At 35.8% G+C, this 13,917-nt stretch carries 11 protein-coding genes; 8 read left to right on the top strand and 3 right to left on the bottom strand.

The features are described 5' to 3' along the window. Positions 1–59: 59 nt before the first annotated feature. From GQR54_RS10750 to GQR54_RS10730, 5 genes are all read left to right on the top strand, one after another. Positions 60–2,579 (top strand): circularly permuted type 2 ATP-grasp protein, encoded by a 2,520-nt coding sequence (locus tag GQR54_RS10750; protein WP_166377605.1) that lies wholly within the window; start codon positions 60–62, stop codon positions 2,577–2,579. Beyond that, positions 2,576–3,454, top strand: coding sequence for a transglutaminase family protein (locus GQR54_RS10745; protein WP_166377604.1), 879 nt, complete (start codon positions 2,576–2,578; stop codon positions 3,452–3,454). The genes GQR54_RS10750 and GQR54_RS10745 overlap by 4 nt, the downstream gene beginning before the upstream one ends. A gap of 46 nt (positions 3,455–3,500) precedes the next feature. Further along, entirely contained in the window at positions 3,501–4,955 is a 1,455-nt protein-coding gene (locus GQR54_RS10740; RefSeq protein WP_166377603.1) for a circularly permuted type 2 ATP-grasp protein, read from the top strand. Between the two features lies 1 nt (position 4,956). After that, complete coding sequence (locus GQR54_RS10735; protein WP_007585221.1) at positions 4,957–5,889, top strand: alpha-E domain-containing protein; 933 nt, start codon at positions 4,957–4,959, stop codon at positions 5,887–5,889. A gap of 389 nt (positions 5,890–6,278) precedes the next feature. Next, entirely contained in the window at positions 6,279–6,932 is a 654-nt protein-coding gene (locus GQR54_RS10730; protein WP_166377602.1) for an MOSC domain-containing protein, read from the top strand. Positions 6,933–6,938: 6 nt separating this feature from the next. Here GQR54_RS10730 and GQR54_RS10725 read toward each other — a convergent pair whose 3' ends face one another. Then, a complete protein-coding gene (locus tag GQR54_RS10725; RefSeq protein ID WP_166377601.1) occupies positions 6,939–7,847 on the bottom strand; it encodes a LysR family transcriptional regulator in 909 nt (302 codons plus the stop codon). Positions 7,848–7,976: 129 nt separating this feature from the next. Between GQR54_RS10725 and GQR54_RS10720 the strand changes: the two genes are divergently transcribed. The 3 genes from GQR54_RS10720 to GQR54_RS10710 all read left to right on the top strand — a co-directional run bounded on the left by GQR54_RS10720 (position 7,977) and on the right by GQR54_RS10710 (position 10,604). Continuing rightward, positions 7,977–8,414, top strand: coding sequence for a PACE efflux transporter (locus tag GQR54_RS10720; protein WP_197192923.1), 438 nt, complete (start codon positions 7,977–7,979; stop codon positions 8,412–8,414). Between the two features lie 289 nt (positions 8,415–8,703). Then, positions 8,704–10,158 (top strand): HAMP domain-containing sensor histidine kinase, encoded by a 1,455-nt coding sequence (locus GQR54_RS10715; RefSeq protein ID WP_166377600.1) that lies wholly within the window; start codon positions 8,704–8,706, stop codon positions 10,156–10,158. After that, a complete protein-coding gene (locus tag GQR54_RS10710) occupies positions 10,155–10,604 on the top strand; it encodes a response regulator (RefSeq protein ID WP_166377599.1) in 450 nt (149 codons plus the stop codon). Before GQR54_RS10715 ends, GQR54_RS10710 begins: the two co-directional genes overlap by 4 nt. 153 nt (positions 10,605–10,757) lie before the next feature. Here the strand turns inward: GQR54_RS10710 and GQR54_RS10705 are convergent, their stop codons facing one another. Together GQR54_RS10705 and GQR54_RS10700 are read right to left on the bottom strand one after the other, a co-directional pair. Continuing rightward, positions 10,758–12,476, bottom strand: a complete 1,719-nt coding sequence (locus GQR54_RS10705) for a GGDEF domain-containing response regulator (RefSeq protein ID WP_166377636.1) — start codon at positions 12,474–12,476, stop codon at positions 10,758–10,760. 58 nt (positions 12,477–12,534) lie between these two features. Next, positions 12,535–13,725, bottom strand: a complete 1,191-nt coding sequence (locus GQR54_RS10700) for a HAMP domain-containing sensor histidine kinase (RefSeq protein WP_166377598.1) — start codon at positions 13,723–13,725, stop codon at positions 12,535–12,537. Positions 13,726–13,917 lie beyond the last annotated feature (192 nt).

The following is a 13,917-nucleotide window of genomic DNA, read 5'->3' as shown; positions in this document are numbered from 1 at the left end:
ATATTTTTAAAGCATCATTATGAACACGGCTATTTACTATAAATTGGAGCGCTTTCAGCTTGTATATTAACAATAACGCGATGCCGGAATTGCCTGAGTGGTTGTCTTTATACCTTGATAAATCACATGGACATGATGAACTAGCAAACCACAGTGGTTTAAACCCAGACCATTGGGATACATTATTTAAGCGTTTAGCTAGCCTAACAGCAGATGATGTTAGTAGCCGCGCTACAGAAATTAGCCAATTGCTACAAAATGGCAATATTAAAAATGAAAGCAATAAGCAGTGGCACTTCGACCCATTGCCATTTATGTTATCTAAAGCTGATTGGGCATTGCTCGAAGAGGGAATAAAACAAAGAACCCTTTTATTAAATAAAATTCAGCAAGATATTTACGGTGACCAAACATTATTAGTTGATGGTCATATTCCTGCAAAGCAGCTTTTTCAAGACCCTAATTACTTACGCGAAGGTTTTAGCCTACCTAGTAACGAATTAACACTTTTTTTTACCGCGTTAGATGTTTACCGCACGCCAACAGGCGAATTTAAAGTATTAAGCGATCATTGTCAGTGCCCGTTAGGCTTAGGGCTATTAATTAAAAGCCGTATTATTGCAAGGCGTGTAATGGCTGAAGAATTTGCCGAATGTAATGTTCAGCAAATTAAAGAATTTTTAAATTTATTCCAAGAGGGTATTAATGAATATACCCACTATATGGATGACCCACGAATTGTAATTCTCACCCAAGGAATTGATGACCCTAACTACAACGAGCATGCATTCCTATCTACCTACTTTGGCTACACATTAGTACAAAGCGCCGACTTAACCGTACGTGGTGGTGACGTTTGTTTAAAATCGTTACAAGGCTTGGGTAAAATTAATGTCATTTTACGCTGGGTTTCTGATCGTTGTATTGACTCTTTAGAGCAAACTGAATATTCACTTCATGGTATTCCGGGCTTATTACAATCGGTACGACAAGGGTCGGTTAAGGTTTTAAACCCGTTTGGTAGTGGTGTGCTCTCGTCACCTTCAATAAAATGCAACTTAGAAAAGTTATCGCAGCAAACTTTAAAACAACCGCTGTTGTTAGGTGAGCCAAATTACTTAAGTGTAAAAGAAGCGCAAGCCATTGATTGGAATAACCTCGAACTACTATCTGCTATAGACCCTACACTTAAGTTAGATGGAGTGTTAGACGAGCAAGAAATAAAGCTACTTATTAGCAAAGAACCCGATAATTACTTTTTCCAAGAAAAACCTTCTTTTAGTAGTGCACCATTTTGGCATGACGGACAATTAATCTCCAAGCCAGTGGTATTTAGGTGTTATGCATTAACCACAGAAAATGGCGTAGAAGTACTTCCTTCAGCACTGTGTTTTTCGAACGAAAAAAGTAACAACCCGAGAATATCTGGTTGGATCAAAGATACATGGATAAATACAGCCGATAGAGTTGATTTAGGCGAGCATAATCCACCGGTGCCAATTAGAAAAAGAATGGATGTAACGCTACTCGAAGGGGTTATTTCGAGCCGTACGGCTGAGCACCTTTTTTGGTTGGGTCGATACTTAGAACGCTGCGAAAACACCATACGTATATTGCGTATTTTTATAGACAAGTACACCGAATTTTCTGTTTACCCAGATTCAATACGAAAAAGTATAGTTGCACGGCTTTCTAATGCCATTAGGTCGCAATATATTGTTTATCCCTATATAGAACCTGATTTAAAACTAGATGGAATTGATGTAAATCTGTCTAAAGAAACTGCCTTTCAACTCCTTGCAGACGAGCAATGCGCTGGCAGTATTATTAATACATTAAAGTACATTGCTAATGCGTCGGTGCAAATTCAAGAATTACTATCTCATGATAGCCGCCGAATAATTGATGATATTAATGAGCAAATTAAAGTATTTAAAAATGTAAATATTAATATTCCAACGCGTGCAATGCAAAGCAGCCTAGATAGAGTTATAGGCTCAATTATGGCTTTTAATGGCTCGATTACAGATTGTATGCCGAATAGTAACGGCTGGTTTTTACTCGAAATGGGCAGAAGAGTAGAGCGTAGCTTACAAATAACATCACTAAGTGCGGCTTTATTAACCAAAGAGTTAGACGAGCCCGAAGAGCTTGGCTTACTTGAAGCCGTGCTAAGTTGCCAAGTTAGTTTAGTTACGCATAAGCGCCGATACAGAATGTATCAAACCATTGGTACAGGGCTTGAGTTATTACTTTTAGATGCTGAATACCCACGTTCTTTATTATTTCAGTTAGAGGAAATTAATAAGTTGTGTAAGCATTTACCCACAAAACGCAGACAAGGCGTAATTGCGGCACACGAAAAAGCAATTTTACTGTCTAAAACAAGTTGTTATGTAACTGAGAAAGATTACCTACAAAAAAGTGAAAATGGACAACGTAACCAGTTAATCGAATTTAACCATAATACGCGTATGAACTTAGATACATTTTGTGATGTATTATTACTACAGTATTTTTCTCATACCCAAACGGCAAATAAATTGAACTGGACTAATATTGAGCAAGCTCAATCGTGAAATATAAAATAAAGCACTCGACTACATACAACTATTCTGACTTTGTTAGTTTGTGTCAAAACCAAGCGCGATTAACGCCAAAAACGAATCGCGGGCAAATATGCCACAGTAGTCGTGTAGAAATTGAACCTACACCGACTTACTTACAAACATTTACTGATTATTTTAATAATCAGGTAACAGCGTTTGAAATAGCAATACAGCATAAAAAACTTAAAGTAACGATGATCAGCGAGGTAGAACTGTTAGTCGGCGCTAATAGTAATTTAGAGAGTGTTGATATTGCTTGGCGAAAAGTACGTGATTTATTGGTTAAACCAAATACGGCGGAATTATTAAAAACGTCTGAATTTGTACTACCTTCACAACTTATTCCAATAGATAAAGGAATTAAGGAATACGCATTAATTTCGTTTAATGCACACAAAAATATAATTTCTGCATGCAAAGATTTAATGGCACGAATTTTTCATGAATTTCATTATGATCCTGGTTTTACAACAATTAGTACGCCTTTGAGCACTGTTTTTGCACAAAAAAGGGGCGTTTGCCAAGACTTTGCACACTTTGCGCTTGCATGCTTACGCAGCGTAGGGTTAGCAGGTCGATACGTAAGTGGGTACATAGAAACTATGCCGCCAGAAGGCGAAGAAAAGCTAGAAGGTGCAGATGCAACTCATGCATGGTTTGCGGTATTTGTGCCAAACTTTGGTTGGGTTGATTTTGATCCAACAAATAATGTTTTACCACGCGATCAGCATATTACTCTAGCCGTAGGGCGAGACTTTTCTGATGTAACTCCTTTAAAAGGAGTGGTATTTGGTGGCGGTAGTCAATTGCTTGATGTAGCGGTTGATATGATTCGAATGGAATAGCAGTTTAACTACGTCATATATGATGATGGATAAGGTGAAAGAGTGTATGAAAATTGATTGGAAAGCGTACCAAACAAATGGTTTCTTTGATGAATTAATTGATGCACAAGGAAACGTTAGATCGCATGGAACACAATTAGCACAATTTTTTGCTAATTTATCAGCAGAAGAATTAGTAAAAGCCAGAGCGGTTGCTGATTTAGCAATTAAAGAAATGGGTATTACTTTCACGGTTTACAACGAAGGCAATATGATTGATAGAGCCTGGCCGTTTGATATTATCCCTCGAACTATTGGTAAAAAAGAATGGCAAAGCGTAGAGGTTGGTTTAAAGCAACGTGTTGAAGCGCTTAACCTTTTTATAGATGATTTATACCACGACCAAAAAATAATAAAAGATGGTGTTTTTCCAAAAGGACTACTAGAAAAATCAGTTAACTTTCGCCAGCAATGCGTGGGAATAAACCCGCCAAATAAAATATGGGCGCATATCTGTGGCTCAGATTTAGTACGCGATGGTAGCGGTACAATGTATGTGCTTGAGGATAACCTGCGTGTTCCTTCTGGTGTATCTTATATGCTTGAAAATCGCTCTGTAATGAAGCGTGTATTCCCTGAATTATTTGAGCAAGTATCGATTTTACCTGTTGATGATTACCCTTCACAATTATTTGATATGCTAGCGGCAATGTCGCCTCGTCCACAAGATAAACCAGAAGTTGTGGTACTTACTCCTGGGGTGTTTAACTCCGCTTATTTTGAGCATTGTTACCTTGCCCAAGAAATGGGTTGCGAACTGGTAGAAGGGCGCGATTTAGTTGTTGAAAAAGATGACTGTGTATACATGAGAACAATCACAGGGCTACAACGAGTTGATGTTATTTATCGTCGTATAGATGATTTATTTTTAGACCCAGAAGCCTTTTTACCAGAATCCCAACTTGGCGTTCCTGGATTAATGCGTGCTTGGTCTAAAGGTAATGTTGCTTTGGTTAATGCACCAGGCGCAGGTGTTGCTGATGACAAAGTAGTTTACGCCTATGTACCTGAGATGATTAAGTACTACTTAGGCGAGGAAGCTAAACTTGCTAATGTCCCAACGTTCAAATGTTTAGATCCGAAAGAATGCGACCATGTGATTAAAAATATAGATAAGCTTGTTGTTAAACCAGCAAATGAATCTGGCGGATATGGATTATTAATTGGTCCTAAATCGACTAAAAAAGAACAAGAAGCGTGTATTGCTCAAATTAAAGCGGACCCACGAAACTGGGTAGCTCAACCAACATTAGATTTATCAACAGTACCAACATTTGATGGTAATAAACCAGATGGTCGACATACCGATTTAAGACCGTTTATTTTATCATCAGGTAAAGATACGCAAGTTACCACTGGTGGATTAACGCGTGTTGCTATGGTTAAAGGCTCTTTGGTGGTTAATTCATCACAAGGTGGTGGCAGTAAAGATACTTGGATTGTTGACGAAGAGGCTAAATAATATGTTATCAAGAGTAGGCGAAACTTTATATTGGGTATCTAGATACATTGAGCGCGCGGAAAATGTAGCTCGTTTAATCAACGTTAACAATTTACTGATGATGGACTTACCCAAAGGCGTATGTACCGGCTGGGAGCCATTAATTGATATTATTGGTGTGCGTAAAGCGTATTCAGAAAACCATACTGATTTTACTGAACAAAAAGCATTAAGGTATTTACTTGTTGGTAGTGATAACAGCTCGTCAATTTTAAACTCTATTACCTCGGCACGAGAAAGCGCGCGTACAATCCGCGATGTAATACCTCGAGATGTATGGGAAGAAATTAACTCTCTTTATTATTATGTAAAAGATAATCAAAAAGAAGGGATAACAAAGCGCGGACGTTTTGATTATTTAAAAAAGATTATAGATTCAGCTCATCAAATATTTGGGGCGTTAGATGCCACAATTAATCATGATCAGGGCTACGTTTTTATCCGCTTTGGTTCGATTATAGAGCGCGCAGATATGACATCGCGAATTTTAGATATTCGCTCTGCTACGTTAATTACTAATGAAGAAGAAGTGAAGCCGTTTGATAATATTCAGTGGATCAGTTTATTGCGTTCGTTAAGTGCTTATCAAATGTATCGCCAAGAAATGGGCGTTAGAGTACAGCGTGCTGATGTAATAGAATTTGTGATGCACAGCAAAGTATTCCCACGATCTATTTTATTTTGTATGAATGAATTAAAAGCATTGGTTTTACCTTTGCCAAACTCAACAGAAATTATTAAATCAATTGATGATGCAATTGTTGAGTTAGAGAATAAAGACGTACGAGTACTTAAAAATGGTCTGTTGCATGACTTTATCGATGAAATACAAATAGACTTAGCTGGAATACATAACGGACTGGCCGAAACGTATTTTTTAAAACAAGCAGAATGATAAAAGCTGTATATTGTGAAATGACTGCTTAGGGCGTGTTGAACTTTGGCGGTTGAATTTACAGCAGACTGTTTGGTTTTTAGGCAAGGCAGAGCCTATGTAGTGTGGTTATTCCCCATTAATGGGCGATAACGCAGCATAAATACCAAACATGCGCTGCCCTCTGGGTTCTTTCTAGGGACGATTAACTCTTTGTTGCTCGGTTTTTACTTAGCCCACTAGGTTACAAACCTCGCGCCGCGATTTAATCGCCCCTAGATTGAATAAATTTCAATCCACAAAGATAAACACGCCCTAGTCTTGAGCGGTCATTTTTTTGCTTAAATTTATTTATAATAATTTTAAAACCTGCATAATTAATCTTTACTTCCTCATCCGTTGGTATCGCAATGAAAATCATCTCGACTAATATCTCTAAAATTAAAACTCTTATTCATAATGGTAAAGAGGTGAAAACGGGAATATTCAAAACCCCAACTAACGAACCTGTAGTGATTGAAAAACTAAACATTATAGGTGACGAGCAAGCTGATTTAGTTAATCACGGCGGGGTAGATAAAGCGGTATATGCTTTTTCGCACAATCATTATGAGTATTGGAAACAAACCCTCAAGAATGATGATTTGGCAGTAGGTGCCTTTGGCGAAAACTTCACGATTTCTGACCTTGATGAAGCGAATATACACATAGGTGACCATATTCGAATTGGTACTGCATTACTTGAAGTAAGCCAGCCTCGTGTACCTTGTTTTAAATTAGCTATCGCCCTTAATAATAAAAACAGTCTTAAACTATTTACGCAGCATTACTGCACTGGCGTTTATTTTAGGGTACTAGAGCAAGGCGTTGCAAAAACGGGTGATAGTGTTGTTATCGAGAAGAAAGCCTCGCACGACATATCAGTTAAAAAACTGTTCCAGGCATTTTTTGATAAAAAATACGTAGGTTATGAAGACATACTTTTAGAAGCATTAACTTTGCCAGAGCTTGCTGTAGAGTGGCAAGAAAAGCTAGAGAAGAAGCTTGCTATTAAAAGTGAATAAAGCAGTTTAAAACTGTTTTATTCCCGCGCTATCACTCTTTAAAAAGTGTTGCTGCAACCTATTTATTAAACTTTGAAGAACAGGTCCTGTTGATTGGCTTCTTGAAACAACGCATCCTACAGGAGTAAGCCAACCGCCTTGTTCATGAGTAACGGGTAGCGTTACCACTTCAGCTTGGTTTATATACCTCTTAATAGCAAGCTCGGGTACAAGCGCCCAACCAATACCCTGAACTACTAAGTCGATAAGAGTTTGATGTGTATTTGCGTACCAAATTCTAGAGCTAATTGCGTAGCTAAACCATAACTCTTTTTGGCTAAGGCTGCGATGAACACATTGCCTATGGGCTTTTAAATCATTGCTTGTTACAGCCTTTAGCTTTGCAAGCGGGTGTTCTGGTGATGAAATCGTTAAAAATCGAGCTTGACCTAATAGAAAAAAATCCATATCAACTTTAAGCTCACCATCACTATAAATGATACCTACTTGTGCTTTTCCTATTTTTACTAAGTTTTCTACATCGTCAGTTGTTGTCGATATTATTTCGAAATTAGTAATCGGGAACTGATCAGCAAGTGGGGCAATCACTTTTAAAATATCATGATTATTTAGGCTTTCATCAATAGCTATAATTACCTCATGCTCATAATTTTTTGCTAATGCATCCACTTTTTGGTCAAAATATTTTTGCTGATGAAGTATAGAGTATGCGACAGGTAACAATGCCTTACCGCTAATCGTTAAGCTGGGTATATTTTTATTACGCGTAAACAATGTTTGATTAATCGCTATTTCAAGATTAGAAATAGCTTGGCTAATTCCCGATTGTGCACGGTTAAGCTTTCGGGCTGTTGCCGAAAAAGATCCTGTTTCTACCACGGTTACAAAAATTTTTAGTTGCTCAAAACTATACATATCATTCAACTTAAAGGTGAGTACTTATTTGCTCATCTTATCACTAAAGGTGATGGCTACTAACTTTGCAAATAATTAAATTATGTCACTATTATTTTCTTTAATTATTTGGCGTAAAAGGGGGTAATTATGGATGCAAAAATGGGGTCGCTAGAGAGGATATTTCAGGCTGTTTTGTTTGAAGTATTAGCGGTAACGCTGTCGATTATTGGTTTGGCTGTATTTACAGAGCATGCAATATCGGCTTTATCGGGCACTATGATTATAATTGCAACGATTGCGATGTGTTGGAATTTTGTTTTTAATTGGTTTTTTGACAAAGTAGCTACCGGTGCAAAAGAGCAACGTTCTGTATTATTCCGTATTTTTCACGTGATTTTATTTCAAGGCGGGTTACTTGTTTTTACTATTCCCGTAATGGCGAGCATTTTAAACGTAGGCTTATGGGAAGCATTAATAATGGATATCGGCGTAACTTTTTTTATAACCCTTTACGCTTTTACTTTTAACCTAGTGTACGACCACACACGAGCCTATATTTTTCATTCAAAAAATGCTGCATGTTAATACACTTTTTAAATATGGGATGACTTAGCAAAGTTTTGTATTTAGCTGCTGGTGTATTTGCCAATGCACCAGCACTTTTAGAGGCGTAATATTACCCAAGTTTGCTTTATAGTGGCAAAAAACTAATAAAGGATCTTTTTATTAAAAGTGAATAAAGCTAAATATCAATTGTTATTCATAGAGGAGCTAGTAAAAAAGATAAAATCTGCTATACCTAAGGTTATAAATACTATAATTATTATAGTGTTATTTAAAATTTTTGGGTTAGTGGCTAAAATAGGTGTCGTATATGAATATCTCAAGAAAACTGATGCTTATTGTAATATTAACTGCAGCAGAGATAAGTATTACTGTCTACTCAGCTTTTGAAATAGCTAAAGGAGCTAAGTTTCATCAACTTAACTTTCTTCATTTAAAGTATACACATCAACTTACTAAGTCAGTTAAAAAAATAGAAAATGATATCCCCATAGATATAAATGCCATTGAGTCGGATATATTGTTAATTAGGCAGCAACCGATTGAATGTATTGAACAAATAAACCCGTTAAATTATGCTGTTATGAAAGTTATTAACACAGATCATACATTAACAATCTGTGAAAACGATATTGAAATTGCTGATAAAGCCTTATTGTCAGTTAATCAGTATAAAAAGGGGGAACTTAGTAGAGACGCTTTTTTACTAAATCTTAATACTTCGCTAAGTGGCTTTAATAAAAATACGGAGCTGTTTGAGGAACCAATTAGAAAAACAGTATCGTTTATACTAATGACGTTAATTCCACTTGTTATAATCATATCTTTTTTTAATATTCTTTTTATAAGTTATCTTTCTCGCACAATATCGAGCTCTATTCGAAATCTAACTCTACTTTTATCAAGTAAGCCCGAAAACAATATTAATCTAGACGATGAACTTGATATAAAAACGTCGGGTGAATTAAAAGCACTCGTTATCGCGGCCAGACAGCGAATTAAAAATGATCTTTTAAATATTGAAAACAGTATTGAACTCAAAGAGATTATAAACAGCCAAACAGCTTCCCTGCAGCAAGCAAATGATGAGCTTGCCCAGTTTGCTTATCGGGCTTCCCATGACCTGAAGTCACCGCTGTCAGGGGCTAAATCTCTAGCGCATTTTGTTATCGAAGATATAAAAGCGGGAGACACAGAGGAGGCAAGCCGAAATGCACTGGTTATTTATCAACAAATGGAAAAGTTAGAAACACTTGTTGTTGATATTTTATTGTTAGCCAAAGCTGAAATTGGCAATGAAGATAAAGATTTAATTGACTTTAATCAGTTAATTATTGATATGAAAGAACGACTGTCTTGGCTCATGAAAGATAATCCTTGTACGCTCGAAACAACAATTAATCTATCAGTACCTATAAGGTCCGAAAAAGCGCGTTTTGCTCAAATTATTGAAAATTTGATTTCAAATGGGTTGAAGTATTACGATAGAAATAAAGACTCGCCTTATGTCCGCTGTGATATTTTTAATGAGCAAGAGACGTTTTTTATTACTGTTACAGATAACGGAATGGGAATACCACAAAAGCATCAAAGTGAAGTGTTTGATATGTTTAAGCGATTTCATGCACAGACGAGTACCGGCTCTGGTTTAGGGATGGCGCTGGTTAAAAAACATATTGAGTATTTAAATGGTGAAGTATCACTGGAAAGCTCTGATGAAGGTACGACGTTTAAAATAATAATACTAATGGATAAGCTAACATGACAAAAATTAAACCTCCTATATTAATTGTCGATGACAATGAAGTTGACCGGTATATTCTTAAAAGATTAATTAAAGAGGCTAAATTAGATCTTACAATTTTTGAAAAAAAAGATGGTCAGGAAGCATTAGAATTTCTAGAAAATTATGAAGCTAACAGAAAAGAGTACCCTGATGGATTTCCTCCAATACTCATATTTTTGGACATCAATATGCCAAGAGTCAATGGTATTCAGTTTTTAGAAGAGTTTTCTAAACTGAGGAAGATGATAGAAATCAGCTCGTGTGTGGTTATGATGTTTAGCTCATCAGAAAGAGAAGAAGAAAAAAAGATTATAATGTCACACGATTTTGTTAAAGGTTACCTTGTAAAAGGAAGCTTTCAGGCAGCAGAGTTAAAAGAAAAAGTATTGGCTGTCATCGGTCAGCATTTGGAAAAACACAGCTGATTTGCATGTGTTTTAGGTTTTAACCCGCTAGGCTGTGCCAATTAAAGAGCCTTTAGTTTGAGTATGTGACACAAACCAAAGGTTTTTAGCTTAAGGTTACACAGATGTTTGATTTAAGCTTCAATTTTAAAAAGGCTCAAAATAACCTATTTATTAAAGGCTTATTTTTTTACTATAGTCATCGAGCAGCAAATTAATTTCGTTTACAGGCATAGGCTTTGAAAAGAGAAAACCTTGCAAGTAGTCTATATTTAATTTTTTACACAGCTGATGCTGGGTTTCAGTTTCGATTCCTTCAGCTACCACAGAAAAATCTAGTTTCTTCAGCATTAAAGATAAGCTCTCGATTATTTTTAATCGCTTATTATTTTCTCCACCTAACGATTGCATGCTTTTGTCTAATTTTACTATATCAATAGGGTAGGAAATAAGGTGAGATATGGATGAATAACCCATACCAAAATCGTCCAAAGCAATCCTAAACCCTTTATTAGACAGAGAAGTTAATATCTCAATCACTTCTTTACTGTTTTCCATAAAAGCTGTTTCTGTTATTTCCAGAATAATACTACTGGTTTTTAAATTGTATTTTTCGACCGTCTCTAATAGATACGTTTGTAAAATTTCTCTTTGCAGCTGTATCGGTGAAATATTAATAGATAGAGTTAACGGCGTTTGATAGTCTTTCTGCCACAAAGATAACTGCTTTAAAGCGCTCGCAATTATCCATTTTCCAAGAGGGGCTATTAATCGGCACTCTTCAGCAATAGGAATAAACTCATCGGGGGTATAATTAACGGTTGTATCTGGCCAACGGATAAGGGCTTCGACACCTGTCATTATTTGTGTTTTTGAACAATAAACAGGTTGATAAAATAGCCTAAAGTTTTTTTCCTCTATATGCTCTTTTATACTATTTTGAATATCTACCCGACGACTAAATTCATATTGATATTGCTCTTTGTAAAAGCTTATTCTACTTTTACCACTTTGCTTTGAGCGATACATTGCAATATCAGCACATTTTAGCAGTTCATGAGATTCAGTAGCATCATTTGGGTATATGGCGCTTCCAATGCTAACACTGCAATTTAAAGTTCTGCCTTCATGCAAAAAGGGTTTAGAAACTTCAGCTAAAATTCTATTTGCTATCATACCTATTTGATTAATATTGCAAATTCCACCTATTATAACTGCAAATTCATCGCCTCCTAAGCGTGCAAATCCTTCGTTTTGTCTTAGACAACTATTAATTCTGTGCACGGTTTGTATTAAAATTTCGTCGCCGACGCTATGCCCAAGCGTATCATTTATATTTTTGAAGTTATCTAAATCTAAAGCAAGTAAAGCAACGCAGTTTTTAGCACGTTTATTATTGGCTATCATTACTTTTAGTATTTCTTCAAAATGATACCGGTTAGATAAACCCGTAAGCTGATCCCTCTCAGCCATATGCTTTACAGCAAGATAACTGTTGTGCATACGTTGTTCTGCTTCAAAACGTTTTTTGGCATATATAAGGGCTTTATTTAAACTGCTTCCTGTTATATCACCTTTAGGTAAAAAGTCTTGAGCGCCTGATTCTATACACTCAATAGCTAAGGTTGAGTTTTCTGAGGAGCTAATCATAATAATTGCGGTATTACCGAGTTTAGGTTTTTTGCGCATTTCAATTAGCATTTCAATGCCGTCTTCTTTGGGCATATTATAATCGAGTAAAATTATGTCAAAGTGGTTGTTTTCAATTGCTTTTAATCCTTCACAAACGCACGTTACCTCGGTTATATCATGATGGTGAGAGCCATCAGAAATAAGCATTTTTTTAATTAATTTGCGATCAACTAAGTCATCATCAACAATTAAGATATTCATACGTTCCTTATAAGAGCTATATCTAGGTGATGCTCGTTTATAATTGATAATTCCATAGCTAAGCTTTAGGCCAAAAAATAGTAAATGTACTGCCAAGCTTTCCATCGGAGGCTACTTCAATTTTTCCCCCATAATTAATAATGAGCTTATTAGCAATACAGAGTCCAATGCCGCTCCCTTCAACATCATCTCGAGATTGCAATGTCTGAAATAACTTAAATATGAGTGAAAAATATTTAGGGTCAATTCCAGGGCCATTATCTGTTATCTCAATAATGTAATATTGATTAGAGGGGATAAGTGAAATGTCGATAACCGGGTGCTCTTTATTGTTATGTTTTATTGCATTACTAATAAGATTTTGAAAAACAGTTTTAAAAGGGATCAGCGGTATATCAAGTACTTCGTTATTGGCGTGTATATCTACAGTGACAGCTTGTGGAACTTCTAAAATATGTTCTATATCTTGGTAAATACTTTCTAAAGATATGTTTGCATGAGTTGAATCACAGCTATTTATTCTCGAGTAGCTTAGTAAATCATCTAGCAGTACTTGCATTCTATTAGCCCGGCTGAGCACAAGCTGAAAATTTTCTAAGTGCTCTTGAGGGAGTAAATCTTTACAGTCATCATAAATCCACTCTAATAAACGTTTTATAGCATTTAATGGTGACTTGAGATCGTGTGAAGCAATACTGGTAAATTCATCAAGTTCATCGCTCATTTTTTGTAATTTTTTGATTAGGCGATCTTTTTCAGTTTCGTCTTCTTTTAGCTCGGTAATTGTTGAGTGAAACTTAGAACTGTTTATTTTATCTAATGATTTTTTACGTTGGACTAACTGATTAACAAAGTTTTTTTGTAAACTATTTAAGATTAATTTTTCTTTTTCGGTAAGTAGTGAATCACTTGCTCGGTCAAATATAAACCATCCAAACTTAAGGTTTGAGGGCAAAATAATAGGTGATACCACTCTAAATATTTTAGGAGCATGCTCGATAATCGATTGATTAAAAACGTCATCAGATAGTTGCTCTTTAGCTACTGTTATTTTTGAACCTGATTTATATAGCTCGACAGCACGTTGAGGCAGGTTAGCAACAATAGAGAATGAGCTCGTATCAAAAATGTTTAAAATTAGCTCAGCAAAGCTTTCTAAGCTTGTTTGAATGTCATTATCAAGAGAAGTCGTTAATTGCTGCTCATCTATTAATGATACACCTTCTAAATAACTCTCTACATTGGGCATTCAAACTCCTACAACAGTATTAAATAAATATGCCTCATTAAAATGAGATGCAACAAATGATTAACTTATTGTAGTTGATTATTTTGAATGTGTTGAATTATTCACTTTATAAATTAACGCCAAATTAAAGCCTTACCTTATTATAGTCAGTAGCTTATGAATCTATTTTCTAATAAGGTCAAACTAAGTCTG

This window comes from Pseudoalteromonas sp. Z9A4 (assembly GCF_011378845.1).
Lineage (GTDB): Bacteria > Pseudomonadota > Gammaproteobacteria > Enterobacterales > Alteromonadaceae > Pseudoalteromonas > Pseudoalteromonas arctica.
This window is presented reverse-complemented; position numbering and strand designations above follow the sequence as displayed.

Excerpts from the sequence above, each read along its gene's own strand:
- GQR54_RS10720 (WP_197192923.1), top strand. The coding sequence starts at position 7,977 with ATGGATGCAAAAATGGGGTCGCTAGAGAGGATATTTCAGGCTGTTTTG.
- GQR54_RS10740 (WP_166377603.1), top strand. The coding sequence starts at position 3,501 with ATGAAAATTGATTGGAAAGCGTACCAAACAAATGGTTTCTTTGATGAA.
- GQR54_RS10735 (WP_007585221.1), top strand. The coding sequence starts at position 4,957 with ATGTTATCAAGAGTAGGCGAAACTTTATATTGGGTATCTAGATACATT.
- GQR54_RS10705 (WP_166377636.1), bottom strand. The coding sequence starts at position 12,476 with ATGAATATCTTAATTGTTGATGATGACTTAGTTGATCGCAAATTAATT.
- GQR54_RS10730 (WP_166377602.1), top strand. The coding sequence starts at position 6,279 with ATGAAAATCATCTCGACTAATATCTCTAAAATTAAAACTCTTATTCAT.
- GQR54_RS10715 (WP_166377600.1), top strand. The coding sequence starts at position 8,704 with ATGAATATCTCAAGAAAACTGATGCTTATTGTAATATTAACTGCAGCA.
- GQR54_RS10700 (WP_166377598.1), bottom strand. The coding sequence starts at position 13,725 with ATGCCCAATGTAGAGAGTTATTTAGAAGGTGTATCATTAATAGATGAG.
- GQR54_RS10710 (WP_166377599.1), top strand. The coding sequence starts at position 10,155 with ATGACAAAAATTAAACCTCCTATATTAATTGTCGATGACAATGAAGTT.
- GQR54_RS10725 (WP_166377601.1), bottom strand. The coding sequence starts at position 7,847 with ATGTATAGTTTTGAGCAACTAAAAATTTTTGTAACCGTGGTAGAAACA.